This is a genomic window from Streptomyces sp. CC228A, from assembly GCF_021390935.1.
In the GTDB taxonomy this organism is placed as follows: Bacteria; Actinomycetota; Actinomycetes; order Streptomycetales; family Streptomycetaceae; genus Streptomyces.
Genome location: NZ_JAJPUI010000008.1, coordinates 25,985 through 52,149 on the forward strand (window position 1 = coordinate 25,985; position 26,165 = coordinate 52,149).

General features: G+C 73.1%; 20 protein-coding genes and 3 pseudogenes. 16 read left to right on the forward strand and 7 right to left on the reverse strand.

Going from position 1 to position 26,165, the window contains the following annotated elements; genetic code table 11:
- The first annotated feature begins 33 nt into the window (after positions 1-33).
- The 7 genes and pseudogenes from L6E17_RS22160 to L6E17_RS22190 all read left to right on the forward strand — a co-directional run bounded on the left by L6E17_RS22160 (position 34) and on the right by L6E17_RS22190 (position 4,946).
- Complete coding sequence (locus L6E17_RS22160) at positions 34-522, forward strand: hypothetical protein (RefSeq protein ID WP_236242516.1); 489 nt, start codon at positions 34-36, stop codon at positions 520-522.
- A gap of 129 nt (positions 523-651) precedes the next feature.
- A pseudogene (locus tag L6E17_RS22165) lies at positions 652-1,232 on the forward strand (DoxX family protein).
- A 303-nt stretch (positions 1,233-1,535) separates the two neighbouring features.
- Positions 1,536-2,231 carry an NADPH-dependent FMN reductase gene (locus L6E17_RS22170; protein WP_236242517.1) on the forward strand — a complete coding sequence of 232 codons (696 nt, stop codon included), beginning with the start codon at positions 1,536-1,538 and terminating at the stop codon, positions 2,229-2,231.
- Between the two features lie 167 nt (positions 2,232-2,398).
- Positions 2,399-2,845 (forward strand): DUF6228 family protein, encoded by a 447-nt coding sequence (locus L6E17_RS22175; RefSeq protein WP_236242518.1) that lies wholly within the window; start codon positions 2,399-2,401, stop codon positions 2,843-2,845.
- Between the two features lie 565 nt (positions 2,846-3,410).
- On the forward strand, positions 3,411-3,926 hold the full coding sequence (locus L6E17_RS22180) for a winged helix-turn-helix domain-containing protein (protein WP_268985527.1): 516 nt from the start codon (positions 3,411-3,413) through the stop codon (positions 3,924-3,926).
- Complete coding sequence (locus L6E17_RS22185; RefSeq protein WP_236242519.1) at positions 3,923-4,288, forward strand: transposase; 366 nt, start codon at positions 3,923-3,925, stop codon at positions 4,286-4,288. Before L6E17_RS22180 ends, L6E17_RS22185 begins: the two co-directional genes overlap by 4 nt.
- Before the next feature lie 112 nt (positions 4,289-4,400).
- Positions 4,401-4,946, forward strand: a complete 546-nt coding sequence (locus L6E17_RS22190) for a hypothetical protein (RefSeq protein ID WP_236241953.1) — start codon at positions 4,401-4,403, stop codon at positions 4,944-4,946.
- Here the strand turns inward: L6E17_RS22190 and L6E17_RS22195 are convergent.
- Entirely contained in the window at positions 4,903-5,694 is a 792-nt protein-coding gene (locus L6E17_RS22195) for an IS5 family transposase (protein WP_236241954.1), read from the reverse strand. The genes L6E17_RS22190 and L6E17_RS22195 overlap by 44 nt on opposite strands.
- Before the next feature lie 302 nt (positions 5,695-5,996).
- On the opposite strand from L6E17_RS22195, the gene L6E17_RS22200 reads away from it, so the two are divergent.
- The gene (locus tag L6E17_RS22200; RefSeq protein WP_236242520.1) at positions 5,997-6,593 is read left to right on the forward strand and encodes a hypothetical protein; all 597 of its coding nucleotides are present in this window, start codon (positions 5,997-5,999) and stop codon (positions 6,591-6,593) included.
- 17 nt (positions 6,594-6,610) lie between these two features.
- Here L6E17_RS22200 and L6E17_RS22205 read toward each other — a convergent pair.
- The 3 genes and pseudogenes from L6E17_RS22205 to L6E17_RS22215 form a co-directional block, all read right to left on the reverse strand.
- Positions 6,611-7,225, reverse strand: a pseudogene (locus L6E17_RS22205) (transposase); the annotation flags it as partial.
- Between the two features lie 849 nt (positions 7,226-8,074).
- Positions 8,075-9,159, reverse strand: a pseudogene (locus L6E17_RS22210) (IS110 family transposase).
- A 425-nt stretch (positions 9,160-9,584) separates the two neighbouring features.
- Entirely contained in the window at positions 9,585-10,406 is an 822-nt protein-coding gene (locus tag L6E17_RS22215) for a S1 RNA-binding domain-containing protein (protein WP_236242521.1), read from the reverse strand.
- A 575-nt stretch (positions 10,407-10,981) separates the two neighbouring features.
- Between L6E17_RS22215 and mdlC the strand changes: the two genes are divergently transcribed.
- The 6 genes from mdlC to L6E17_RS22245 all read left to right on the forward strand — a co-directional run bounded on the left by mdlC (position 10,982) and on the right by L6E17_RS22245 (position 19,181).
- Positions 10,982-12,625, forward strand: coding sequence for a benzoylformate decarboxylase (gene mdlC / locus L6E17_RS22220; protein WP_236242522.1), 1,644 nt, complete (start codon positions 10,982-10,984; stop codon positions 12,623-12,625).
- 29 nt (positions 12,626-12,654) lie between these two features.
- A complete protein-coding gene (locus L6E17_RS22225) occupies positions 12,655-14,064 on the forward strand; it encodes an FAD-binding oxidoreductase (RefSeq protein ID WP_236242523.1) in 1,410 nt (469 codons plus the stop codon).
- 370 nt (positions 14,065-14,434) lie between these two features.
- Positions 14,435-15,466: a cytochrome P450 gene (locus L6E17_RS22230; protein ID WP_236242524.1), complete on the forward strand. Its 1,032-nt coding sequence runs from the start codon at positions 14,435-14,437 to the stop codon at positions 15,464-15,466.
- A 140-nt stretch (positions 15,467-15,606) separates the two neighbouring features.
- Complete coding sequence (locus tag L6E17_RS22235; RefSeq protein ID WP_236242525.1) at positions 15,607-16,983, forward strand: hypothetical protein; 1,377 nt, start codon at positions 15,607-15,609, stop codon at positions 16,981-16,983.
- Positions 16,984-16,995: 12 nt separating this feature from the next.
- Positions 16,996-18,939: a peroxidase family protein gene (locus L6E17_RS22240; RefSeq protein ID WP_236242526.1), complete on the forward strand. Its 1,944-nt coding sequence runs from the start codon at positions 16,996-16,998 to the stop codon at positions 18,937-18,939.
- The gene (locus tag L6E17_RS22245; RefSeq protein WP_236242527.1) at positions 18,936-19,181 is read left to right on the forward strand and encodes a hypothetical protein; all 246 of its coding nucleotides are present in this window, start codon (positions 18,936-18,938) and stop codon (positions 19,179-19,181) included. Before L6E17_RS22240 ends, L6E17_RS22245 begins: the two co-directional genes overlap by 4 nt.
- A gap of 240 nt (positions 19,182-19,421) precedes the next feature.
- On the opposite strand, the gene L6E17_RS22250 is transcribed toward L6E17_RS22245, so the two are convergent.
- Positions 19,422-20,684: a cytochrome P450 gene (locus L6E17_RS22250; protein ID WP_236242528.1), complete on the reverse strand. Its 1,263-nt coding sequence runs from the start codon at positions 20,682-20,684 to the stop codon at positions 19,422-19,424.
- 335 nt (positions 20,685-21,019) lie between these two features.
- The gene (locus tag L6E17_RS22255) at positions 21,020-21,493 is read right to left on the reverse strand and encodes a hypothetical protein (protein WP_236242529.1); all 474 of its coding nucleotides are present in this window, start codon (positions 21,491-21,493) and stop codon (positions 21,020-21,022) included.
- Positions 21,494-21,825: 332 nt separating this feature from the next.
- Here L6E17_RS22255 and gdhA point away from each other — a divergent pair, with 332 nt between their 5' ends.
- Positions 21,826-23,172 (forward strand): NADP-specific glutamate dehydrogenase, encoded by a 1,347-nt coding sequence (gene gdhA, locus L6E17_RS22260; protein ID WP_236242729.1) that lies wholly within the window; start codon positions 21,826-21,828, stop codon positions 23,170-23,172.
- 175 nt (positions 23,173-23,347) lie between these two features.
- On the opposite strand, the gene L6E17_RS22265 is transcribed toward gdhA, so the two are convergent.
- Complete coding sequence (locus tag L6E17_RS22265; protein ID WP_236242530.1) at positions 23,348-24,523, reverse strand: serine hydrolase; 1,176 nt, start codon at positions 24,521-24,523, stop codon at positions 23,348-23,350.
- 916 nt (positions 24,524-25,439) lie between these two features.
- On the opposite strand from L6E17_RS22265, the gene L6E17_RS22270 reads away from it, so the two are divergent.
- Positions 25,440-25,973 (forward strand): hypothetical protein, encoded by a 534-nt coding sequence (locus L6E17_RS22270; protein ID WP_236242531.1) that lies wholly within the window; start codon positions 25,440-25,442, stop codon positions 25,971-25,973.
- The last annotated feature ends 192 nt before the right edge of the window (positions 25,974-26,165 follow it).

Below are 26,165 nucleotides of genomic sequence, written 5' to 3' on the forward strand. Positions count from 1 at the left end.
CCGGGTCGAGGGGGAAGGGATGTGAGCGGGCACATGGCGAACGGGCAGGCGTTCGAGGCGGCCACGGGGGACGGGCCGGGCCCGCCGCACCCGGCGACGGACCCCGAAGCGGCGCAGCGGCGCGCCGCCGAGGTGCGGGTGGCGTACGAAGGGCTGCTGCAGATCCGCCGGCTCAGCCGCGACACCGGCGGCGATCCGCGGGCGGTGCCCGCATCCTGGGAGCGCCACCGGCCCGTGCGGGCGGTCGCGCTGGCCCTGGAGGCGGGCGGCTTCCCGCCGTCGGCCACGGCCCCGGACGGCACACGTGTGGCGACCGGCTACCGCGTGGCACCCGGGGACCGCCCCGGCACGGTACGGGTGGAGTGGCTCGGCCCGCCCGGCGGCGGGGCCGCGCAGGACGAGGAGCGCGCCCTGACCGCATGCGCCCGCACGCTGGGCGGTCTCGGCTGGGAGGCCCTTCTTTACCGGGGGCCGCGCAGACGCCGCTTCCTGGAGGTGGAGCCCGCCGAGGCCGCGGCGTGACCCGGCAGCGGGACGGCGAGCCGCCCGGCCGGTCACCCGGATGCCCCGCCCGGCCGGGCGCGGGGCGCCTGCTGCCGCGCACAGTGGAACGGCGACGCACCGCCGCCACCGCACCGGGAGGCCCGCCTCATGAGATGGTCCCGACTCTGCCGCTGTCCACGCTCCGGCCACCAAGGCCGCCGCATGAGCCTCGGCCTGCTGGCGCTGCGCGCCGGGGCGGGCACCGTGCTGGTCGCGCACGGGACGCAGAAGCTGTTCGGCTGGTTCGGCGGAGGCGGCGTCGACGGCACGTCGAAGGCCATGGAAGCCATGGGTTTCCGCCCCGGCCGGCACAGCGCCGTCGCCGCTGGGCTCGGCGAGGCGGGCGGCGGCACCCTGCTCGCCGTGGGACTGGCCACCCCGGCTGCGGGGCGGTCGTCGCCGGCACCATGGCGGGCGCGGTCGCGGTGCACGTGCCCGCCGGGTTCTTCAACCAGTCCGGCGGCTTCGAGTACCCGGCCTTCCTCGGTTTCACGGCCGCCGCCCTCGGCCTGGCCGGGGCGGGCCGCTACTCCCTGGACCACCTCACCGGCCACCGGCTGGACCGGCCGTGGACCCTGGCCGCCGCGTTCGTCGCCAGCGCCGCGGGGGCCGCGGTCGTCATCGGCAGGCGGGCGCTGGCGCAGGACGGCACCGAGGAGGCCGACCAGCCGGACGGTTCCGCCACCTGACCCCTGCGGGCCGCCGCCCTCGTGCCCGGCCGGGTCCCGACCGCCGCGCATCGACGGCCTTCGACCGGCCTTCGACCGCCCCCGCCCGCCCGCCGGCCGTCCGCCCGCCGCCCAACCGGCTGCGCCCTGACCGCCTCCGGCCATTCCTCCCGACCCGCCGTTGCCCGGCCCGCCGTCCCACGCAGCTCCCGGCTCGCCGGCGCCCTGACCGCTCCGACCCGCCACCGCCGCACACCCAGCGTTCGGACCCCACCGCCGACCCCGACCCCCCGCAGGCAGCCCCGAGGAAAGAGGCGCACCCCCATGAACACCGCAGTGCACGCACCGCTGACGTTCCTCGTGCTGTCCGGATCCCGGCGGTCGGGCTCCCTCAACACCCGTCTCGCCTCGCTGGCCAGGGCCGCGATCGAGGCGGCGGGCGCCTCCGCGGACCTCGTCTCCGTCAAGGACTTCGCGGTGCCGGACTACGACGGCGACCGCGAGCGGAGCGATGGCGTCCCGGAAGGCGCCGAGCGCTTCCGTGAGCGGCTGGAGCAGGCGCACGCCCTGGTCGTCGCCTCACCGGAGTACAACGCGTCCGTGCCCGGGGTGCTGAAGAACCTCATCGACTGGACGTCCCGCTTCCGGCCGCAGCCGTTCAACGAGCTGCAGACCCTCCTCATGTCCGCCTCGCCGTCCATGGTCGGCGGCAACCGCGGGCTGTGGGCGCTGCGCGTCCCGCTCGAACACCTCGGCTCGCGCGTCTACCCTGACATGTTCTCCCTGGCCTCCGCCCACACCGCCCTCGACGGCGACGGGCGGATCGCCGACCCCACCCTGTGGGGGCGGTTCGAGGCCAACGTCCGCAACTTCATGAGCCTGGTCGAAGCCACCACGCACTACCCCTGCGTCAAACAGGCGTGGGTGGAGTACCTCGGCGAGCAGCCCGACCCCGCCACCGACCGCACCCAGTCCGCCACCCACCCCGTGACCGCGGACCAGGCACCCGGCCCGGCGTGACAGCGGGCCCCGGTCCGTCTCCGCGTCCGGCGCGACAGCGGGCACCGGCTCGTCACCCCGCCCGGCGTGGCAGCGGAACCCGTGTCCCGCGACAACGAACCTGGACCGATTGCCAACGAAGACGGACCACTGCATGGTTGATCGTGCGGGCCTTCTAACCTGTCTGAATGATCGCCGATGATGCTTCTGAGGGCCCGGTCGTCCGTGTGGGCGATCCCGGGGGTCAAGCGGTGCACCTGCTGTTCTGCGAACCCACTCGGCCCTACCGAGACGAGCCGACCCTCGACTTCATCGTGCGGGCCCGTGGCTGTCGGGTGAGCGTCGAGACCTTGGTGCGGACCTGGGACGGCGACGGCCTCGACGCCTTCCTCTCCGGCCTGGTGGAAGACTTCCGTGGCTGGGAGGGAGTAAGAACCTGGCACTCCCTCGAGTACGACCTGACTCTCTCGGCAGAGCACCGGTCCGGTGGCCATGTTCATCTGACGTGGGGCATCCACGACCGGGCGCCGGCCGAGGCGTGGCACTTCGAGATTACAACGGTGCACGCAGCCGGGGAGGACATGCAGCACCTCGCCGACGAGATCCGTGCCCTTGTCGCCGGCGAGGCTGAGTAGCCCACGGGACGGGCTGCTCCGCGAGCGGTCCAACTTCACTGTCAGACGGCCCAGGTTCAGCGTCGGAGGACACATCGGACTGTCACGCTGGGGTGTCACGGTGCCCTTCGGCCCGTGATCACAGGGCCACCCCCCCGTTTTCGCGCACACCGAGCAGCGTGACGCCCCCGCCGGGATCGATCCCGGGTGGGTCGGCAGGTGCGGAAGAAAAGTATGCGCAGCCTCAAGCCTCTTGCCGTGGCTGTATCGACTTCCCTCTGGCCGCTGCGGGCATCATTGCGGGCGCCGGAAGCGCGAGCGCTACCTACCGCGCCTGCATCGATACCGTGACCGCGAACGGAGGACGTGCTTTCTCGGGCATCGTCATGAATGCCTGCCAAGACGGAGTCAGAAAAGTTCGACAGGTGCACGAGTGCGCTTCAGGCCACCTCTGATTCTGCAGGCAGGGGCTCCGGCCCCGGCCTCTCGGAAGCCAAGGCCAACCTGGCCTGCAAGAGGGCAGCTGTACTGCCCGCACCGTAGGAGCACCTCGCTCCCCTGCCCTCGCCCCGCGCAGGGCGGAGGGTTGACCGACGCCGGGAGGGCCGCGCGGGAGCGGATCCGGCTGCTGGCCGTGGAACGCTTCGAGGGCGGGGAGAAGGACAGGGAGATCGCTGCCGCGTTGCGGGTCAGCGAGCGGTCGGTGGAGCGGTGGCGTCGGCAGTGGCGTGCGTGCGGTGAGGCTGGGGTCCTGTCCAAGGGATCGCCGGGGCGGACGAGACTCAGCGAGATGCAGATCGCCCGGTTGGAGCGGGAGTTGGAACGCGGGCCGCTGGTCCATGGCTGGGCGGACCAGCGGTGGACGCTGGCGCGGGTGAAGACGCTGATCGGCCGGCTGTTCCACGTGCCGTACACGGTCGAAGGCACGTGGCGGCTGCTGAAGCGGCACGGCTGGTCGTGGCGGCAGCCGGCCCGCCGCGCCATCGAGCGGGACGACGATGCGGTGGAGCTGTGGAAGAAGGAGGTCTGGCCGCAGGTAAAAGCGCCGCGGCGTCTCGCGGGTCCTGGATCGTCTTCGAGGACGAGGCCGGGCAGTCGATGACGCCGCCGCGCGCCAGGACCTGGGGCCGCATCGGGAACACGCCCGTCGTCCGTGTGCGCGGCCGGGGATCGGGCCGAGTTTCGATGGCAGGCATGGCCTGCTACAAGGCAGGCGAGCGTTCTCGGCTGATCTACTCGATCCGCGAGTACCGGGGCCGCAAGGGCGAGCCGAAGGGCTTCGCCTGGCACGACTTCCGCGACCTGATCGTCCGCGCCCGTATCCAGGTCGGCGGACCGATCGTGCTCGTCTGGGACAACGCTCGCATCCACCTGGTGCCCCCGCTGAAAGAGTTTTTCGAGGCCAACGCCCACTGGCTGACATGCTGGCCCGGGAGGGCTTGCCGACCGGAGGTGGAGCTTTAAGTAGCTGTTGTCGTACCGAACCTGAGGGCGGTGTTTTCGCTGGTCAGGCATAGGTTCGGTGCTCCCGTGGGAGGGGTGGCCTGTCGTGTCATCGTTCCTGGGGAGGCCGTGGATGCCGTCGGTCGTGGGGTTGCTCGAACAGCGTGAGCTGGGTGCTCGCCGTCGCGTGGACGAGTTGCGGGAGGAGGCCGACCGCGTCCAGGCCGAGCTGGTCGTGGCCGAGCGGGAATGGAAGGAGTGGGTCATCGCCCGCTCGCGGGTCGGCGAGGTGCTGGGTCCGGTGGACGAGACCGAGGACTACGCCCGGACCGAACGGGCAGTGCCGGCCCAGGGGCAGGCAGGGGAGGCATCATCGGTGTCGATGGCGGCGAAGCCGAAGTCGCAGGTGCCGGTGTGGCGTGAGGGGCTGGAGGTGTCCGTTCTGTCGATGGACTACCAGCGCATCCTGCAGGCCCTCGCGGACCGGCATCGCCTCCACCAAGGGCCTGTGACCTGCCAGGAGATGGCTGTCTTGTTCGGCCTGGACGCGGTGCCGGCCAAGGTGGAGGCGCTGCGGTCGAAGGCGAAGCGGCTGGTCGCGCGCGGCTGGCTGGCCGAGTCCGCGCCGGGCCGGTTCACCCTCGCACGGAGTGTGGCCGGGCCAGACGGCGGGTCATGATCATGGTCATCGACCAGTAGACCATCGCCTCGGCGCTGGTGGTGCGGCGTTCGAAGTCGCGCACCAGGCGGCGGCTTCGCATCAGGTGCGCGAAGAGCCGCTCGACGATCCACCGCTTGGGCAGCACCACGAACCCCTTGACGTCATCGCTGCGTCTGACGATCGCCAGAACCAGTGCGAACGCGGCCAGGCAGTGCCCGACGAGGCTGCCGGTGTAGCCGCCGTCGGCCCAGACGAGTTCCAGCCGGTGGCGGGCGTCGGCGACCTGGGCGAGCAGAACCTTCGCGGCGGCACGGTCTCCGATGTCCGCGCTTGTGACCATGACGCCCAGCAGTAGGCCGAGGGTGTCGACCACGACGTGCCGCTTGCGGCCGTTGACCAGTTTGCCGCCGTCGAAGCCACGGCTGTCGGCACCGACGACGGCGTCTGCCTTGACGGACTGCGAGTCGATCACACCGGCCGTCGGCTCCACATCCCGGCCCGCCTTCCGGCGGACCCGGTCGCGCAGCCGGTCGTGGAACTCCCTGACCAGTACGTGGTCGCGCCAGCGGCGGAAGAAGGCGTAGACCCGGTCCCACGGCGGGAAGTCGGCTGGCATAGCACGCCACTTGACGCCGTTGTCCACGAGATAGCGGATCGCGTCCAGTATCGCCCGGTGGCAGTACGCCTCCGGCTGCCCGCCCCGGCCCCGCAGCCAGCCCGGCACCGGCAGGAGTGGCCGGACCACGGCCCACTCCGCGTCCGTCATGTCCGAGGGATACCTCCGAACACGTTCCGGGTGATCGGCGGCATTCCCGAACCGGTGAGCGACGCAATCACACGACGGAGCAGCCGAGTTGAACTCCACCGGCGCGAGCACGTACAACTGCGGCAACAGGGTCTCCTGGATCTCGGTCGGCTTCGCAACCCCGAGCTACCAAGAGGCCCTGCCTTCATGCCCACGGCCGGCCGCGATCACCCGATCGAGACTCCCGTTCGACGCCCACCCCTCAAGATCGGAACGACAACAGCTACTAAGGCGCCGACGGCGGTGTCTCATATGCTCAGCCTATGAGAGAGCCTCATCCGATCGAGCTGTCAGGAACGTTTGTCACCAGGGGTGATGATCGTTGGCGCGATGATCGGTGGTATGGGCGGTACCGGTTGTGGTTTCCTCAGGTGTCGCCGTGGCCCGACCCGCACTGGACGTTTGTTCGCGTGCGTCCGGGATGGCGGTCTTTGGTCGAGGAGACGCTCTCGGTGGTGGCCACCGAGGTACCCAGGCAGAAGACCTGGCCGGTCCGTTTGCTCAACCAGAAGGTCCATGGGCGAGGCTGGGGCTTCGACCTGGGCTCACCTGATGCTGACTACCTCTGCCTGGAGCAGCTGTCTGACATCTGCTACATCGACATGCGCAACCTTCACAAGCTCATCGATCTCCTGGCACCGGCTATGGAGGACGCGCACTTCTTCGTCTACTCGGCGGGCGACGGCCTCGACCGGTGGGTCGACGAAGTGCACATCCGTGACGGGCGTAGCATCGTTGCCAGGTGGACCGTCGAGGGCGAGGCCTGGGCTGATTTCCCTGCGTTGTGCGCGGAGCTCGCCGGTAATCGCGCTGGGGACGAGGCCTTCGGTCGCTTCGTCACCTGTCTGAGCGATCAGTGAGCCCAGCCGCGAAGCGATCACGCGGCACTGTTCTCCAGGCGTTCGATGAGGACACCGTTCTCGAACCTGGCGCCGGAGCGGACGAGCGCGACGAGGTGGGCTCCGGTGATCGCGCGCCAGCGGTCCTGTGCGGACTCGACGAGCTTGAACACCATCGCCAGCGCCGCGGCCGGGCTGCCGGCCCCGCGGGTGACCTTGGTCCTCAACTTCACGGTGCTGAAAGTGCTCTCGATGGGATTCGTCGTGCGCAGGTGCACCCAGTGCTCGGCGGAGAAGTCGAAGAACGCGAGGAGCTCGTCGGCCTCGTCGGTGACCTTCTTGGTCGCTTTCGGCCACTTCGCTGCGTAGGGGCGCTCGAAGTCCTTGATTGCCTTCTCGGCGTGGCCGCGGTCCTCGGTGTTGTAGATCTCCTGCAGGGCCTTCTTCGCGCCGGGCTGAGCCGACTTCGGTAGCGCGTTCATGACATTGCGAACCTTGTGAACACCGCACCTCTGATGCCTGGCCTGCGGAAACACTTCTGCGAGGGCCCTCCACAGGCCCATCGCGCCGTCACCGACTACAAGTTCGGGATCGCGCAGGCGGATCGACTCTGTCTCTCGAATTCGGCGAGGGCGGCGTCGGCGGCAAGGCCGGAAGCGGCAAGTACAACAACGGTGGCTCGGGATGGGACGGGAGCTCCACCGGTGTGGCAGTTGACAGATTCACCGTCCTGGTGTCTGCAAAGCACGGCTGGCACGGCTGGGGCGGAGAAGGATCCGGGACATCCAGAGCGGCTACGGCGGTGCTGACTCAGGGTAGGGCACCGCCGAGGAGAGCTGGTGCGTGGGCGATGACGTCGAACGACTGTCGGGTCACCGTGGCATGCGTGGCGGGGACGGAATCCGCAACACTCGCGGCGTGGGCGGCTCGGCCGGCAAGCCCGCTCAATACCCCGACACCTGCCGAGACGCCGGCCGCGGTGGTTACGGAGGGCACGGCGCCGGCAATTCCGGAGGAAGCGTTCCTCGGCAGGAGCCCGCAGGAAAGGGCACCAGTGGAAACGACGGATGTGTGGTGCTGACCTACACCGCAACGCCGCTTCCTCCTACTGAGGTTGTATTCGTGGTGACGTAGGGGCTGACGGCAGGCGGCGACCACGAGCGGGCTGGTCCTCTCCACCCGCGCCCGCTTCGGGTTCAAGGTCGCCAAAGACACCAGCGACGATGGCCGCATCCGTGAGCTGCCGCCGCTGGCCCTGCCTCCGCAGTACGCGGACCGGCTCTTCGCCGCCCGTGAAGCCGGCGCCACCGAGGATGAGCCGCGAGAGATCGCCGCCGAAGGACTGGCCGAGGCGTACTTCCGCGCCCACAACACCCGCGCGCACGGCCTGGGCGTGGAGTTCACCGACGTGGAGCGGCTCGACATCGAGCTGTAGGCCGGCCTCCCGCACGAGCACCTCGTCCCAGCTGACTGAGCACTCCAGTTGGATGCTCCTATGGCTGTCAAGCCGCAGGAGCCAGGTCGGTTTGAGTGATTCGTTCGGTTGGTGTGCTGGTCAGGGCCCGGTAGACCTCGCGGGCGACGAACCGTTTGAGGCAGCGCATGATGTCCTTCTTGTTCAGCCCTTCCTTGGTGCGGTGTGTGACGTAGGCGCGGGTGCGTTCGTCGAAGCGCATGCGGGTGAGCACGATGGTGTGCAGGGCGTTGTTCGCGGCCCGGTCACCACCGCGGTTGAGGCGGTGGCGGTGGGTACGTCCGGACGAGGCCGGGATGGGTGCAACCCCCGCCAGGTGCGCGAACGCGCCCTCGGACCGCATCCGCTCCGGGTTGTCCCCGGCCGAGGCCAGCAGCTGGCCGGCGGTCTCCGGGCCGACACCGAACAGCTCCAGCAGCTGCGGGGCGGCCCGCTGGACCAGCGGGCCGATCTCCGCGTCCAGCTCGGCGATCTCGGCGTCCAGCGCCTGGTGGCGTCGGGCGAGTCGCCGCAGCGATGCCCTCGTCGCCGCCAACGGGCGGGACAGATCGCCCCCGGGCCGCACCCGGGCCAGGGTCCGTATCAGCACGGCACGGTCCAGGCCCGCGACCTGCTCACGCAGTATCGCGGGGGCTGAGACCAGCAGGCCACGGATCTGGTTCATCGCCTGAGTGCGGGCCTTGACCGCGCTGCGGCGGGCGATCCGCAGCACCCTCACCGCCTCGACCACGCCGTCCCGGCTCTTCGGCGTGCCGGTGGCCCGCCCCGCGAGCACGGCCGTCGCGGCGGCGTAGGCGTCGATCGGATCGGACTTGCCCTTCATCCGTCGCGTCTTGCGGTCGGGCCGGTCCACGTCGACAACGGCGACCCCGGCGGCGGTCAGCACCCGGGCGAGTTCGGCCCGTAGGCGCCGGTGCCCTCGACCCCGACCGCAACGAGCTCACCGTGTGCGCGCATCCACTCCAGCAGGTCGCGGTAGCCGCGAATGGTAGCGGGGAACTCCCGGTCAACCAGATGCCGGCCCACCGAATCGAACACGGCAGCGTGGTGGGTCAGGCCGTGGGTGTCGACTCCGCCGGTGACCCGCGGGCCGTCGTGCGTCATGCTGGTCATGTCCGTCCTTGTGACGTGTCCGTTCCGAGGGCGGCACGCGCCGGTCGGGCGGGTGGACAAGACAGTGACGGGGCTTCTGGACCAAGCTCCTATAAGGTCACAAACGCCCGTCCGGCCGCGTGCGTGGTGACGCCCGGCGAGCCGACAAATCCCAAACAGGACAGTCGAGACGTCAGTCAGTCGGAGGGTCAGACCCACCCGCAGCGTCACCACGTCACATCCTCACTGTCAGTCGTTATCGCTCCTCCGCGTCAGCAGTCCGTTGACTGCCCGGTCTGCGGAATCCCGCTTCCCGAACGGAGGTCCCAGAGTCGCCTGACGTGCTCGGCCTCCTGCCGGATGAAACGCCACCGAGCACGGAGAAAGGCACGGCTCGTGATGTGGGGCAACCACCCGCGAGTTGACGGTCCTCTTGGCACAGTTCGCTAGGTTCCGTCCGCTTCACCAGCGGCGCCTAGCCGCACCCGGTGGCGCTGAAGGTCGACCTCGGCGACCTTCACCGTGATCAGCTCGCCTTCATCGACAAGCTGCTCCGGGGTCTCGACCGCCTGGTCAGTCAGGTCCGAGAGGTGCAGGGACCCCACGACATCGCGAGCAAGCTGCACAAACACACCAAATGGAACGATCTTGATGATCGGCCCGGTGAGAACGTGGCCGACCTGGTCCGCAAACCGGATGAGTGGGTCCTCGTGCAGCGCCTTCAACGAGAGCGTGACCTGTCCGGAGCGCGTCTCTGCGATGATCACCTCAGCGGTGATCCGCTGGCCGGCTTCGACTGCCTCGGAGGGGTGGCTGATCCAGCCCCACGTCAGGTCCGGCTCCCGGATGAAGCCTGTGCAGAGTCCGTTCGGTTCGCCATCGATGTGAACGAAGACGCCGAAGTTGTGAACCTCGGCGACCGTCCCAGTCACGACCTGCCCTCGTTCGAGCGAGAGGAGGAAGGACCGCAGGACCGGAATCTCGCACGCCCTGGCGGAGAGGTGGAGCTCACCTTCGCGCCGGCGGCCGATCTCTTCGGCCTTGATCTCCTGGCCGACCTCGAACAGCTCGGAGGGAGACTCCACCCGACGCATCGACGCCTCATGCCCAGGAACCCTGCCGATCTCGGCTTCCTCCCCTCCGGCACCTATGAGCTGCACCAGAACATCCGCCCCATCGAACCCGGTGACCTTCACGATTCTCACCGCCCCCGGCCGGAGCTGGTTGATCAAGGATTGCAGGCGGGGGTCAGGGGCTGGCTCGGACATGGAGGTGAGCCTAGTCGGCGCCGGTCGGACTGCTTCCAGCTCTCGTGACCAGGTGCGTGTCATCGCTCGGGATGGCCGCCTGGCCGGTCCCACTTCGCTGGCAAGCCGTCCAACTTTGTTGTCAGAGGACAACCGGCTCGTCACCCCGCCCGGCGTGGCAGCGGAACCCCCCGGCTCGTCACCCCGCCCGGGGCGACAGCGGACCCCGGTCCGTCACCCGCCCGGTGGGACCGCGGATCCGACACCGCGCACGGCGGGACCGGGCCCCGGCCCACTCCGTCGGCGTGACCCGCGCCCTTTCCCGGCGTGCGCCGCAGGCAAACCCGCAGTACCGCCGCGGGGCGTCAGCACCGATGGCCCGGGGGCGTACGCCTCCTCCCGCCCGCGCTCACTCACGCGAGCGAGACCGGTCCCGCCGATGTGACCGGTCTCCGCCCCAGGGCAAACCGCCCATCAGTTCACGAAATTGATGCAATCGGCGTCCCTGGGCCCCCGAAGTGTCCGTTTCGGTCAGTCGCACCGGTCGTCACCGAGCCACCCCCCGAGGCTTGCCCGCCGCCACTCACCGTGCCGCAATGATCACCGACAGCCCCGGCCGTAGGAGGATCGCCATGCGCACAGTGCGGGACGCCACCCTGGACGTGCTGAGGGCACGCGGCCTCACCACGGTGTTCGGCAACCCCGGATCGACGGAACTGCCCATGCTCAAGGAGTTCCCCGAGGACTTCCGCTATGTGCTGGGCCTCCAGGAGGCCGTCGTCGTCGGCATGGCCGACGGATACGCCCTCGCGTCCGGCCGGACCTCCCTCGTCAACCTGCACACCGCCCCGGGCACCGGAAACGCCATGGGCGCCCTCCTCAACGCCCGCGCCAACCGCACCCCCATGGTGGTCACGGCCGGGCAGCAGGTCCGCGGCATGCTCGGCATCGAGGCCCTCCTCACCCATCCGCAGCCCACCCTCCTCCCGCAGCCCGCCGTCAAGTGGGCCTGGGAGCCGCCCCGCCCCGCTGACGTGCCGCACGCCCTGGCCCGCGCTGTCCAGGTGGCCGAGACCCCGCCGCACGGACCGGTGTTCCTCTCCCTGCCCATGGACGACTGGGACACCCCCCTCGACGACACCGACGCGGACAGGGCCCGGCAGGCCGCCGCCCGGCGCATCACCCACGCCGCCGCGCCCGACACCGCGGCGCTGCGGTCTCTCGCCGACCGGATCACCACTGCGTCCTCGCCCGTCCTCGTCGTGGGCGACGACGTCGACGCCGGCGGCGCCTGGGAACCGGTCCTCGCCCTCGCCGAACGCACCGGCATGCCCGTCTGGTCCGCACCGGTCTCCGCACGGGTCGCGTTCCCCCGCGACCACCCCCAGTACCGGGGCGAACTCGCACCCGCCATCGCACCGCTCGCCCGGCAACTCGACGGCCACGACCTGGTGCTGGTCGTCGGCGCCCCCGTCTTCCGCTACTACCCGTACGTCCCCGGCCCCTACCTGCCGGACGGCGCGGAACTGGTCCTGCTCACCAGGGACGCGGAGGAGGCCGCCAGGGCACCCGTCGGCGACGCCCTGGTCGCCGACCCGCGGCTGACCGTCAGCGCCCTGCTGGAGCACCTGCCGGCCGGCCCGCCCCCACCCCCCGCCCGTACCGCACCCGCCGAAGCCCCCCACGTGGAGGACGGCGACCTCCCGCCCCTCGCGGCCCTCACCGCCATCGCGCGCGGCGCCCCCGCCGACACCCTGTGGATCAACGAATCACCGTCCAACGTGCCGCAGTTCCACGACGCCACCCGCATCAGCGCCCCGGGCTCGTACCTGTTCAGCGCCGGCGGAGGACTGGGTTTCGGCGCGGCCGCCGCCGTCGGGGCGCAGCTCGCCGCGCCCGGCCGGCCCGTGGTCGCCGTCCTCGGAGACGGCTCCCTGCACTACGCCGTCCAGGCGCTGTGGACCGCCGCCACCCACCGGATCCCCGTCACGTTCGTCGTGCTCAGCAACCGCCGCTACGCCATCCTCCACTGGTTCGCCCAGGTCGAGCAGGCCCCCGGCGCCCCCGGCCTCGACATCCCCGGCCTCGACGTCTGCGCGATCGCCGCCGGGTACGGCGTACGCGCCCACCGCGTCTCCGGCACCGGCGAACTCGCCAAACTCGTCCGCGAGTCGGCACACCAGCAGGACGGGCCGGTGCTCATCGACGTCCCGATCACCACCGAACTGCCCTCGCTGTGACCCGCTCCGCCCACGCCAGGAAGGCCGCCATGCCTGCCACGCCCCACGACGCCCGCGTCCTCGACGCCCTGGCGGCCGCCCTGCCCGACGCCGCACTGCGCACGGACGGCGCCACGCTGGAGCGCCACGCCTCGGACGCCGCCCCGTTCTCCGACCGCGGCACGCCCCTCGCCGTCGCCTTCCCCGAGACGCCCGAACAGGTCCAGCACGTGCTGCGCACCACCTACGCCCACGACGTGCCGGTGGTGCCGCAGGGCGCCAGGACCGGACTCGCCGGCGCGGCCGACGCGGTGGACGGCTGCGTCGTCCTCTCCACCGAGCGCATGGACCGGATCCTGTCCGTGGACCCGGCCAACCGCCTGGTCCGCTGCGAACCCGGCGTCACGACCAAGGCCCTCAACGACGCCGTCGCCGCCCACGGCCTGACCTACCCGCCCGATCCGGCCTCCTGGGAGCGCTGCACCATCGGCGGCAACATCGCCACCGGCGCCGGCGGGATCTGCTGCGTCAAGTACGGAGTCACCGCCGACTACGTGCGCGGCCTCGACCTCGTCCTCCCCGACGGGCGCCGCACCCGCACCGGCCGCGACACCGCCAAGGGCGTCGCCGGCTACGACCTGACACGGCTCGTCGTCGGCTCCGAAGGCACCCTCGCCGTCGTCGTCGGCGCCACCCTGGCCCTGCGGCCCGCGAGAACGCCCGCCCTGTCGCTGCTCGCCCAGTTCCGGCACCTCACCGAGGCGGGCGAGGCGGTCGCCGCGATCATCGCCGCCGGGCACGAGCCCTCCGCCCTGGAGCTGCTGGACCGGGCCACCACGGAGGCGGTCGCCGCCTACGGGCACCCGCTGCTGCGCCCCGGCCACGCGGCCACGCTCATCGCCGAGTCGGACGGCGCGGACCCGGCGCCCGCGCTGGAGGCGATGGCCGAGCTGTGCCGCAAGGCCGGCGCCGGCAACGTCGTCTGCTCGACGGAGCCCCGGCAGGCGGCCGCCGTCGTCGAGGCCCGCCGCCTGGTGAGCCCCGCCCTCGCCGCGTACGCGGGCCGCCTCGGCGGTGAGGTGACCGCGTTCATCGAGGACGTGGCCGTGCCCCGCTCCGCGCTGCCCCGGCTCGTCGGCACCATCGAGGACATCGCCCGCCGCCACGACCTGCGGATCTTCACCCTCGGCCACGCGGGCGACGGCAACCTGCACCCCACGGTCGTCTTCGACCGGTCGGACCCCGCGCAACTGCGGCGGGCCAGGGAGGCGTACGACGCCATCATGGCGGCCGGTCTCGACCTGGGCGGCACGATCAGCGGCGAACACGGCGTCGGCACGCTCAAGCGGGACTGGCTCGTCAGGGAGCTCGACCCGGTCGCTCTGGAACTGCACCGCGCACTCAAACGGCTCTTCGACCCGAAGAACCTCCTCAACCCGGGAAAGGTGGTCGAAGCATGAGCGGCTCCCCGCCCACCGGCGAGCGCCCCGGCCCCGCCGTCCCCCGGCCCGCCGGCGAGCCGGGCAGCACCCCGCCGCCCGGCTCGGCGCCCCGCGCCGCCCCGCGGCGGGCCGAGCCCTCTCCGCCAGGTTCGCCGCCACCCACACCCTGCCCGCCTTCGCCCGGGGCATCGTCAGCCCGCGCCCCGCGGTCGCCGCCACCTGGGCGCGGTGGGGCCAGCCGCGCTGGTCCGCCGCGACCCTGCGGGCCCTGCGCCGCCGGCACGGCGGGGCACCCGTCCTGGTCCGCGGGCTCTCCGGGCCCGTCCTGGTCGTCCTGGACCCGGCCGACCTGCCTGCCTTCTACGCCGAGCCGGTCCGCGGCCTCGCCATGGACGCCCCAGAGAAGCTCCGGGGCCTCGACATCGTGGAACCCACCGGCGTGATCTGCAGCCACGGCGACCTCCGCGAGCGGCGCCGCGCCGTCAACGACGCCGTCCTCGCCGCCGACCGGCCCGTCCACCCCTGCGCCGCGGCCTACCGGCGGATCCTCGCCGAGGAGGCCCCCGCCCTCACGGCCCTCCCCGTGCTGGACCCCGCCCGCGTCCAGGCCGCCATGGGCCGCATCGGACGGCGCGTCGTGCTCGGCGACCCCGCCGCCGGCGACGAGCAGCTCGCCGCCTGGCTGCGCGCACTGCGGGAGGAGGGCAACTGGATGGGCCTGCGCAAGGGCCGCACCAGAGCCGCCCGGCGGCTCTACGCCCACGCGGCCGCACGGATCGAGGAGTACGCAGCGAAGGCCCCGGCGCACGCCCTCGCCGCCCGCGCCCTCGCACACCCCGACGACCGCGGCCTCGACCCCGTCGGCCAGGCCCACCACTGGCTGCTCGCCCTCGATGTCGCCGGCGCCCTGCTCACCCGCACCCTCCTCCTGCTCGCGGCCCACCCGCCCGAGCAGGACGCCGCCCACCAGGAGGCGGCCCGGCCCGGCGAGCCGGACACGCCCCGGCTGCGGGCCTGCGTCCAGGAGTCCCTGCGGCTGTACCCGATCGTCCCCGACCTCGTGCGGGTCACCCGGCGCGCGACGGTCCTGCGGGGCGTCCGCGTCCCGGCGGGCACCACCGTGCTCGTCCCGGCGGGCTTCCACCAGCGCGACCCGGAGCACGTCCCGGCCGCCCACCACTTCGTGCCGGCCCGGTGGCTCCGCCCCGGAGCGGCGGACGACGTGCGGTTCGCGCCGTTCAGCCACGGCGGCGGCCGCTGCCCCGGCGACCACCTGGCCCTCCTGCTCGTCCCGGCCCTCTGCGCCGAGGTGCTGCGCGGCCACCGCATCACCGGCGCCCGCCCGGCACTCGACCCGCACCGCCCGCTGCCCGCCGCCGTCGACACCGCGGCCGTCCGGCTGGCACTCACCCCGCGGTGACCGGCCCCCGGCGCCCCCTCCGTCCTCGACCGCCCGCCGCCCCCGACCGCCTGCCGTCCTCGCCCCCGCCACCCCCGACCGCCTGCCGACCGCACCGCCGCCGGCCCCCGCCGACCGCCCGCCGTGGAGGTAACCGCACCATGACCGACGCCCTCACCGGCGCCGCCGACGTCGCCCCGCGCCCGCCGGGCGGTGCCGGGAGCGGCGAACCGGACACCGCGGAGCTGCACCTGCTGTGCCGGGAACTCGCCGAAGCCGCCCGGGTGGTGGGGGAGGCCGCCCGCCACACCTCCGGACTGGCCCTCGGCGCGCGCGCACCGCTGCGCGGGCGCCGCGCCCTGCTCGGCGCCCTCACCGCCCGCGACGGCTTCGGGTGGGGGCCGCGCGGCCGGGGCCTCGCAGGCGCACTCTGGCTGACCGGCGTCCTCACCGGCAGGGAGAGCCTCGCGGTCAGCCTCGCGGTGGCCGGCCTGAGGACCCGCATCAGGGCGGCCGCCGTCCGCCACCCCGAGCTGCTCACCGACCCCGGCACCGTGCGCGTGCTGCAGGCCGTCGCGCAGGACCGGCAGGTCGAGGCCGTCCGCGCGTTCCGCGACATCATCGGGGGGCGCGGCGCCGAACGCGCCTTCGCCCTGCTGGCACCGGTGTTCGCGGACATCCTCGCGTGGAACGCCCTCACCGACGAGAACCCGCTCAACGACGGCGCCGGCTGGCAGATCGCCACCGGCACCACCCTCACCGGAGCCGAACCGCTCCTCGGCATCGGCGCCCGCGTGTGGGCGCTCCTCGACGGGGGGCCCGGCCGCGCCGAGCCCGCGCCGCCCGACCCGGAACTGCTGGCGAGGCTCGACGACTCCGGCACCATCACCGGCTGCCTGCACAACATCCACGCCCTCGGCACCGGCGGCACCCTGCTCGTGCAGCAGGTACGCGGCCCCGACGGAGCCGACCGGCACGTGGTGCACCTCGCCGGGATGGGCCGCGGCATCCGCCACGAGAGCCCCCAGGACCTGCTGGGCGCCGTGCACGCCGTGGCCCGGCCCTCCACGCCGTACTCCAGGGCCGTCACCCGGGCGCTGCGCTCGTGCACCCCGACCGGCGCCGAACTGGCCCTCGTCGGGCACAGCCTGGGCGGCATCACCGCCATGAACCTCGCGGCCGACCCCGACTTCTGCACGCTCTTCCGGGTCCGGCACGTCGTCGCGGTCGGCTCGCCCGTCGACGGTAAACGGCCCGCCGACCCGCGCACCCGGGTGTTCTCCCTGGTGAACGAGCACGACGTGGTGCCCAGCCTGGAAGGCAGGTCCGCCGTCTCCGCCTATGCCCTGCCGGAGCAGTTCACCGAGTTCACCTGGACCGACGACACGCACTCCTTCCCCCTGTGCCACGCCGCCGAACGCTACGCCCACAACCTGCGCCACGAGGCGGCGGACGCCGGTGCCCGCGTCGACGCAGAACTCGCCCCTTTCCGGGGCCGGGTGACCGGCACCCGGCTCTTCACGCTGTACGACCGCTGAGGACGGCCGCCCATGAACCGACCCCCCGCCACCGGCACCGCGGACGGCACCCCCGCCGCCGCACCTCCCGCCTCCTGCGAACCCCCCGGCACCCCCGCCGCCCCCGCCCCGGCGGTGCCCGCCCAGGCCGGACCCCCTTCCGCCCCGCCCTACGACCCGCCGGGGCCGCTGGAACGCCTGGGCTCCGCCGCCTTCGCACGGATCAACCGGTCCCGCGAGTGGTGGGAGCTGCCCGCCCCGCTGGCCCTGCTGAACATCAAGGTCCTCCGCGACGACCTGCGGCGCCACAACCTGCACGACACGTACGGCGCCGGAGGCGAGCGCCCCCGCCGGGCCCCGGCGCGCCTCGCCCCGTACCGCTCGTACGACGGCTCCGGCTACGACCCGTACGACGACGACATGGGGCGCGTCGGGACCCGGCTGGACCGCAACGCGCCGCTGCACCTGGCCTTTCCGGAGCCGGAAGGGCAGCTGATGTCCCCGAGCCCCCGCGAGATCAGCCGCCGGCTGCTGGCGCGCCGCGCCTTCGTGCCCGCGACCGGGCTGAACCTGCTCGCCGCCGCCTGGATCCAGTTCCAGAACCACGGCTGGGCGAACCACGGCGACAACGACACCGCCGAGCCGTTCACCGTACCGCTCGCCGCCGACGACGACTGGGCGAGGACGGGCGGCACCTGCCCGATGCGCGTCAACCGCACCCGCCCCGACCCCGTCGCGCACACCACACCCGACGCCCCGCCCACGTACGAGAACACCGTCACCCACTGGTGGGACGGTTCGCAGATCTACGGCTCCGACGAGGCGCGCTGCCGTTCCCTGCGCACCGGCGAAGGAGGCCGTCTCGCCCTCGGCGGGGGCCGCCTGCCCGCCGACCCCCGGCCCGGCCTGGACTGCCTGGACGCCACCGGCATGAACAGCGACTACTGGGCCGGGCTGTCGCTGCTGCACACGCTGTTCGCCAAGGAGCACAACGCGATCTGCGACCTGCTGCGCGCGCACCACCCCCGCTGGGACGACGAGCGCCTCTTCCACACCGCCCGCCTCGTCAACACCGCCGTGATGGCGAAGATCCACACCGTCGAGTGGACCCCCGGCATCCTCGACACCCCGGTCCTGAAGAAGGCCATGGACGCCAACTGGTACGGGATGCTGCCCCGCTGGGTGACCCGCACCTTCGGCCGGGTCGGCCGGGGCGAGGCGCTCAGCGGCATCCTCGGCTCGCCGACCGACCACCACGCGGCGCCGTACTCCATGACGGAGGAGTTCGTCTCCGCGTACCGGCTGCACCCCCTCATCCCCGACGAGCTCACCGTGCGCTGCCACCGCACCGGCTCCGTCCGCAAGGACCTCGGCTTCGACGACATGCAGGGCCGCACCACCCGCGCCGCGTACGACGAGTACGGCGCGAGCGACCTGCTGTACTCCTTCGGCACCGCCCACCCCGGCGCCCTCGTGCTGCACAACCACCCCGACGCGCTGCGCCGGCTGTCCCGGCTGTCCGGCGAGCGCGTCGACCTCGGCACCGTCGACATCCTGCGCGACCGGGAGCGCGGCATCCCCCGCTACAACGCCTACCGGCAGATGCTCCGCAAGCGGCCCGTGACGTCGTTCGAGGAGCTGACCGGCGGCCACCCGGCGGACACCGCCCTGCTCCGCGAGGTGTACGAAGGCCGCCTCGACCGCGTCGACACCCTCGTCGGGAACCTCGCGGAGCCCCGCCCCGCCGGGTTCGGGTTCAGCGACACCCTGTTCCGCATCTTCGTGCTCATGGCCAGCCGGCGGCTGAAGAGCGACCGCTTCTTCACCACCGACTACCGCCCCGAGGTCTACACCCCGGAGGGGCTGGAGTGGATCGACCGCACCACCATGGCGACGGTGCTGCTGCGCCACCACCCGGAGCTCGCGCCCGCCCTGGAAGGCGTCACCAACGCCTTCGCCCCCTGGCGGATCCGGTGACGCGGGCCGCGCCCGAAGGGCTGCTCACCCGCGCGGAGGCGCTGCGCGCCCACGCCGGGCGGCTGCGCGCCGTGGCCGAGGGGCTGACCTGGTCGGGACCGGAGGCGGACGCCCTGCGGGCGGACGTGACCCGGCTGGCCCTCCGCTGCGCCGCCGCCGCGGACGCCCTGGCCGCCGCGGCCCGCAGCCCGCGGCCCCCCGCGCGCCGCCGGGGCCTCCTGCGCGGGCTGCGCTGCCGGTAGCCGGCGTCGCGCCGGCGCCCCGCCCGCGCCCGCGCCTGCGCCACGCCCGAGCCCGCCCGGCCACGGCCGCGCCCCGCCCGGTGCGGTCCGGCGGGCCGCACCCCGCCGCCCCGCGCCGGTGCGGACCGCGCCGGCTGCTGCCGCGGCCGTCCGTAGGGCGCGGTGCGGCCGTAGTGACCAGCGTGCCCCGGCTGCCGCCGCAGGGGCCCGCGCACCGGGGTGGACCGCCTGCCCGGGCCGTCAGCCCCGCGTGACGAGGACCCGCAGCGGAGCGCGGAACGACAGCAGCGACAGCATCGGTGGCGGCGACGTGTCGGCCGACCGCAGATCCGGCAGCCGGTCGGCCGCCATCCGCAGGACCGTCCCGGCCTCCAGCCGCGCCAGCTCCGCCCCCGAGCAGCGGTGCGCGCCGAGCCCGAACGCCAGGTGCCTGCGCACGTTCCCCCGGTACGGGCAGAGCTGCTCGGGCTCGTCGAACACCGCCGGGTCGGACCCGGCGGACGCCAGCATCAGCAGGATCTGCGCGCCCGCGGGCACCTCCGTACCGGCGATCGTGACGGGGCGCGCGGTGACCCGCCGCCAGGTGGTGATCGGCGGCTCCCGCCGCAGCACCTCCTCCGCCCAGGGGGCGGCGCTCTCCGGCTCCCGCGCGAACCGCCGCCACTGCCCGTCCTGTTCGAGGGCGCGCCGGAACATCGTGCTGAGCATCTGGCTCGTCGTCATCTGCCCCGCGATGACGATGAAGTAGAGGACGGCCGCCCGTTGCGCGGCGCTCGGGGGGCTGCCGTCCGGGAGGCGGTGCGCGGCGAGCGCGCCGAGCAGGGTGGCGGGATCGTCGTCGGGCCCCCGCCGCACGAGCCGGGTGAGCCACGCGTAGAAGTCCGCGGCCTCCTGGGCGAGCTCCGCCTCGCGGTCCTCGTCCAGCCGCCCCCAGAACAGCTCCAGGGAGGTCGCGCTCCAGCGGGTGAGGGTCTCGATGTCCACGTCCCCGTCCGCGGCGACGGCCTCCTCCAGCCCCAGCACCCCCAGCATCACGCGGAACGGCACGTCGCGGGCCAGCGTGGCGGCGAGGTCGCACACGCCCTCGGCGTCCAGACGCGCCTCGACGGCGTCCAGGCACTCGGCCGTGATGCGCTCCACCAGGGGGGCCGCGCGGTTCACGGCGTGGGTGTTGAGCAGTCTCGTCAGGATGCGCCGGTAGCCGGAGTGGCTGTCGCCGCCGTTGTTCGCGAGGGTCCGCGGCAGGGAGAACCTCACCTTGGCCAGGGTCCGCAGCGTCCGCACGGAGAAGGGGCTGACCGCGTCGAGCGCGTTGTCGGGCAGGAAGTTCTCCGTGTCGAGGAGGATCGCCCGCACGTCGTCGTACCGGCTGACCAGCCACAGCCCCGTACGCTCGTCGTACATCACGGGCGCGTGCTCGCGGAGGGCCGCCGCCACCGGGAACGGATCCCGCACATACCCCTGGTCGAACAGGTCCACCCTCTCCAAGGGCATGCTTGCCATGACGCCGAACGCACCTCCGCGGCGACGGTATCAATCCCGCACCCCGCCGACGCCGGCATGTGAGCCGTATCTCGTACGAGGCGACCGGCCGCACCCGGACGAAACGGCGGCCCGCGGGCGCCGGGCCCGCTGACGGCTCGCGTCCCCGCCCTGTACTCCTCCGGCAGGCCCGCCGCCCAGCCTTCCGTCCCGGGGGTTCGCCGCCCGTGCCGTGCGGACGCGCGGGTCGCGGGGCGCCGGCGCGGGAGGCCGGGCCGCCACCCGCCGCAGCCCCCGTACGAACCGCCCCGCCGGACGGGCACGACCGGCGGGGCGGCAGCGCGGCGACGGCCGTCCTAGCGGTCCGTGCCCCAGCGCCAGACGAGCTCCCCGCCCTCCGGGACCGCGGCCCAGCGGGCGGCGGCGGCGTCCAGCCGCGGCCCCGTCCGGGCCAGAGCCTGCGCGTCGAGCGGCGCCGGGCCGACCCCGCGGCCCTCCACGGGCAGCCCGCGCCACACCCGGTACGCCCAGTTCACGGACAGCTCGGCGGCCATCACGGCGTCGCCGCCGCGCCGCAGCACCTTCATGCCGGAGCGGCGGTGACGCCCCGGTGTGACGGGCGCGAACCCCTGGAAGGTGGCACCGCGCGCCATCGCACCCCAGAAGCCGTCGTCGACACCGAGGGCGGTCTCCACGACGGCGTGGACCAGGTCGTGCGGCATGCTCGGGCCGACGGGCTGGGCGGGCAGCCTGACGTCAGGCCCCTTGCGGGCGCGGACCAGGATCTCGTGCTGGTTGTCCGGCAGCTTCCGGAAGGACATCTCCATCAAGGGGCGACCCTAGGCGCACGCCCGGCCGCCGCCCACCGGATTTTCCCCGCAGGACAGGACAGGACAGGGCAGGACAGGACAGGGCAGGGCGGGGCAGGGCGGGGCGGAGCGGCGGGCGCGGCGCTCCCGAACCGCGTGGCGCGGGCCCCTGCCCGGCCGAGGGCCGCAGCGCCGCGTCGACGCGGTGAACAGCAGGAAGACGCGAGCCGTTTTCGACAGGGAAGCGGCACCGTGTACCGCCGCGGAAGCGGAAGGGGGTCGTGAGGGCGGCGGCCGCCCAGGCAGGATACGGGCAACGCACCTTCCGGATGACAGGGAAGCGAGACACAGCCATGAACGTCGACGCGCACATCGAAGCCGTCTACCAGGACATCTGCCGGCGCAACCCGGGGGAGGCGGAGTTCCACCAGGCGGCTGTCGAGGTGCTGGAGTCCCTCAAGCCGGCACTCGACCGGCACCCCGAGTACGCGGAAGCCGGCATCCTGGAGCGGCTGTGCGAGCCGGAGCGGCAGCTGATCTTCCGCGTCCCCTGGGTCGACGACGAGGGGGCGGTGCGCGTCAACCGGGGCTTCCGGGTCGAGTTCAACAGCGCCCTCGGCCCGTACAAGGGGGGCCTGCGGTTCCACCCGAGCGTCAACCTCGGCATCGTGAAGTTCCTCGGCTTCGAGCAGATCTTCAAGAACGCGCTGACCGGGATGGCCATCGGCGGCGGCAAGGGCGGCGCGGACTTCGACCCCAAGGGCCGCTCGGACGGCGAGGTGATGCGCTTCTGCCAGTCCTTCATGACGGAGCTGTACCGCCACCTCGGCGAGCACACCGACGTGCCCGCCGGGGACATCGGCGTGGGCGCACGCGAGATCGGCTACCTGTTCGGGCAGTACAGGCGGATCACCAACCGCTACGAGTCGGGCGTCCTGACCGGCAAGCCGGTGGGCTGGGGCGGCTCCCACGCCCGTACCGAGGCGACGGGCTACGGGGCGGTGTACTTCGCGCAGGAGATGCTCGCCACGCGCGGCACCGGCTTCGACGGCCGCCGCGTCGTAGTGTCCGGTTCCGGCAACGTGGCGGTGTACGCGGTGGAGAAGGTCCACGCCCTCGGCGGCCGCGTGGTGGCGTGCAGCGACTCCTCCGGGTACGTCGTCGACGAGGACGGCATCGACCTGGACCTGCTCAAGGACGTCAAGGAGGTGCGCCGGGCCCGCCTCTCCGCCTACGCGGAGGCTCGGCCGGCGGCGCGCTTCTCGGCGCGGGGCACCGTGTACGACGTCCCCTGCGCCATCGCCCTGCCGTGTGCGACGCAGAACGAGCTGCGGCGCGAGGACGCGGTGGCCCTGGTCAAGAACGGGGTCGTCGCGGTGGCGGAGGGGGCGAACATGCCCTGCACGCCCGAGGCGGTGGCGGTGCTCCGTGAGGCGGGGGTCCTCTTCGGGCCCGGCAAGGCCGCCAACGCGGGCGGCGTGGCCACCTCGGCACTGGAGATGCAGCAGAACGCCGCGCGGGACACCTGGTCGTTCGAGCACACCGAGTCCCGGCTCGCCGCGGTCATGCACGAGGTCCACGCCCAGTGCCGGGCCACCGCCGAGGAGTACGGCGCCGACCCGGACGACTACGTGCTGGGCGCCAACGTCGCGGGCTTCCTGCGCGTGGCGCAGGCGATGACCGCCCAGGGCGTCATCTGACCACGCCCTGAGCGCCGCCGGGACCGCCCGCCCCGCACCGCCGCGAGGCGGCCGGGGCGGGCCCGGCGGCCCGCCCCCGTCGCACGCCTGCCGGCGGCCCCGAAGCCGGAACCCGCGCAGACCGCGACGGCGCCCCCTGCACCAAAGGGGCTGCCGGGCGGGGGGAACGGCCGGCTCAGCGGTCCTTCAGAAGGGCGCAGGCGAAGTCCTCCTGCACGGTACGGAGCCGGGCGAGCAGGGCGGGCTTGATGCTCTTGCTGGTCTGGGTGTTGATGGAGAACGTGAGGGAGCGCGTGCCGTCGGGCGTGGTCGCGGCCAGCTGCGTGTAGCCGGGGGTGTTTCCGGTGTGGCCGTAGAGCACGCCGCAGCGCGTGGTGTACTGGAAGATCGCCAGTCCGGCGGCGTTGGTCCCCGGACCGGCGGGCTCGGAGGAGTCGCCGGGCCGGAAGCTGAGCTGCTCCTTGCGGGTCTCCGCCGACAGCAGGGCGGGGCCGCCGTACCCGCGGATGAAGGCGCCCAGCTCCCTCGGGGTGGAGACGATGCCACCGGAGGCCCACGCCCCCGAGGCGCTGATGGCCTCGCTGATGTCCTCCGGCGCGTCCGGCGGGGTGACGTCGTAGCCGTGCAGGAACGGGCGCGGCAGGCGGTGGCCCGCGGGGAGGCTCGTGCGGTGCAGGTCCAGCGGGCGGTACACGAGGTCCCGCAGGAGGTCCTCGTAGCGCCGGCCGGTGACGGCCTCGGCCATCAGGGCGACGGCGATGTTGTCGGAGTTGGAGTACTCGTAGAGGGTGCCGGGGCGGAAGAGCAGCGGCTCGTCCGCGACGAAGTCGAGGAGGGTGCGGGAGTCGAAGACGTGGCGGGGGTCGGCCTGGATGATCCTCTGGAACTCGGGCGAGCCCGAGAAGTCGGGCAGACCGCTGGTGTGCTGCAGGAGCTGGCGCAGGGTCACCGCGTGCCAGGCCGCCGGCTGGGAGGGCAGGCGGGAGCCGATGGTGTCGTCGAGGGAGAGCAGCCCCCGGTCGACCAGCCGGAGCGCGACGGCCCCGCTGAACGCCTTCGCGATGCTGGCGATGCGCATGTGGTCGTCGAGGTGCGGCGGCCGGCCGGTGGCGAGATTCCCGACCCCGGCGGTGTAGACCCGCGTACGGCCTTCCCGGGTGAGGACGGCGATCGCCCCGGGCGGCCCGTCGTCCTGGGCGACCAGCCGGTCGAGCTGCCGCTGCAGGCGCTGGTCGGCGTCGGAGCCGCCCGCCGCCTGAGCGGTCGGGAGGAGCGCGCCGAGCGCGACGGCGGCCAGGGCGGTGGCGGACAGTCCGGCGCGGAAGCGGCGTACGCGGGTGCGGCTGGGCACGTGTGTCTCCTTCTGTACGGAGGATGCGGCCGGCCCACCGTGGACGTTCCGGCCGGCGCGCCCTGCCTAGCACCCGGCGCGCCGACCCGGGCGCACGGCGCGTGCGAGGGCGGCCGGTCGGCGGACAGGCGGTCCTCCTTCACGGGGCGTGTCGCCGCACACGGGAGCCGCCCCGTGCACCGCGATCACCCGGGCCCGCCGCAAGAGCGGCAGGCCCACCGGCTCCCCTCACCGGCTCCCCCCAGCGGCTCGTCCAGGGACAAGGACAAGCGCCGCGGCGAAATCGAGAGCGGACGAGCAACCGACTCGGGAACTCCGGGCCCTGGCGCCGGGATACGACCAGCGGGCCGCGCCTTCCACGGCACCGCCGCCGCCATCCGGCCACGGCTCCGCACACGGCTCCGCACACGGCCCGCCGGACGGGCCCTGGTCAGCGGGCCGGCGCGTGCTTGCTCCTCGCGGGTGCAGCAGCACCACCGCGTACCGGCCGTCGCGGATGTCCTCGAACGCCGCCCGGAATGCAGGGGGCAGACCGGGCATGATCCTCACAGCCACCTCGCCGGATACGGCCACCATCGCACGGCGGGCGCGTATCCGCGCCGGTCCGTTCTCGTCGGCGTAGTCCACGACGACGGCGTCCTCGGCCCACTGCACCGACCTCATCACCGGTGAGTTCGTCCGCGGCCGGTCGCCGAGGCCGGCGGCCAGGACGTCGGTGGGTCTGGTCTGCCCCTCCGGCAGGGAGAAGTTCGGCATCTTCGCCGGGTCCGTCAGGAGGATTCCCTCGAAGCCCTGCCCAACCCCGGATGGCCGGCGGATCGCCCGTTCCAACGTGGAGGTGAGGAGACCTGGTGGAGAACTGGGGCGCGATCGGGTCGTTAGCCAGTCGAAGATCACCTTCTGTGAGGAGTTGTCGATGCGATCTCGAACCATCATCGGTGTCGTGCTGCTGGCCGGTGGCCTGATGGGCGTGAGTATGAGCGCGGCCCATGCCGAGACCGACGTCCCGTCCGATGCTGCGGGCTGGGGACAGACCGCCCCGTCGCAGCCTTTCAGCGAAACCACGCACACATACGACAACGAGGTCCACAGCGGCACCGCAAGCAGTTTCGGCCAGGAGGTCACGCACTACGGTTCCCTCGACGCCCACTACGCCAACCAGGCGTCTGCCTCCAGCACTGTCGGCGGCTCGACGACCCAGTACAGCCCGACCCTCCGCACGCCCGCGTACGACGGACCCGGCAGCTCCGGCCGGCCCGCAAGTGCCGAAGGAAGCGCGAACGGTGCCATCGACAGCCCCGCCGGCGGCTCGACTGCCGTGGACGGCTTCGTGGTGCAAGGGGTCGCGGGCTCGTCGTACAACAATCAGCAGATGAGCAGCGGTGGTTCTTCGACGAGCACGCAGGGCTCCTCCGGCCAGGGCTGGTACAGCCCCGGTACAACGCTGTAGCCGCGCTCACCGAGGTCCGGGCCGGGCAGGGCAAGGCCGGGCAGGGCGCGAGCGGGAAGCCGCGGCGCCCACTGGACGGGCTCGTCAAGGCCATGCTCGTCGCGGAGGGCCCGCGCGGTGCGGTGGAGGAGTTCGGCCTCGGCGGGCAGGATCCGCCGGCGAAAGGGCTGGTCCTGCTGACGTTGCGCGCTG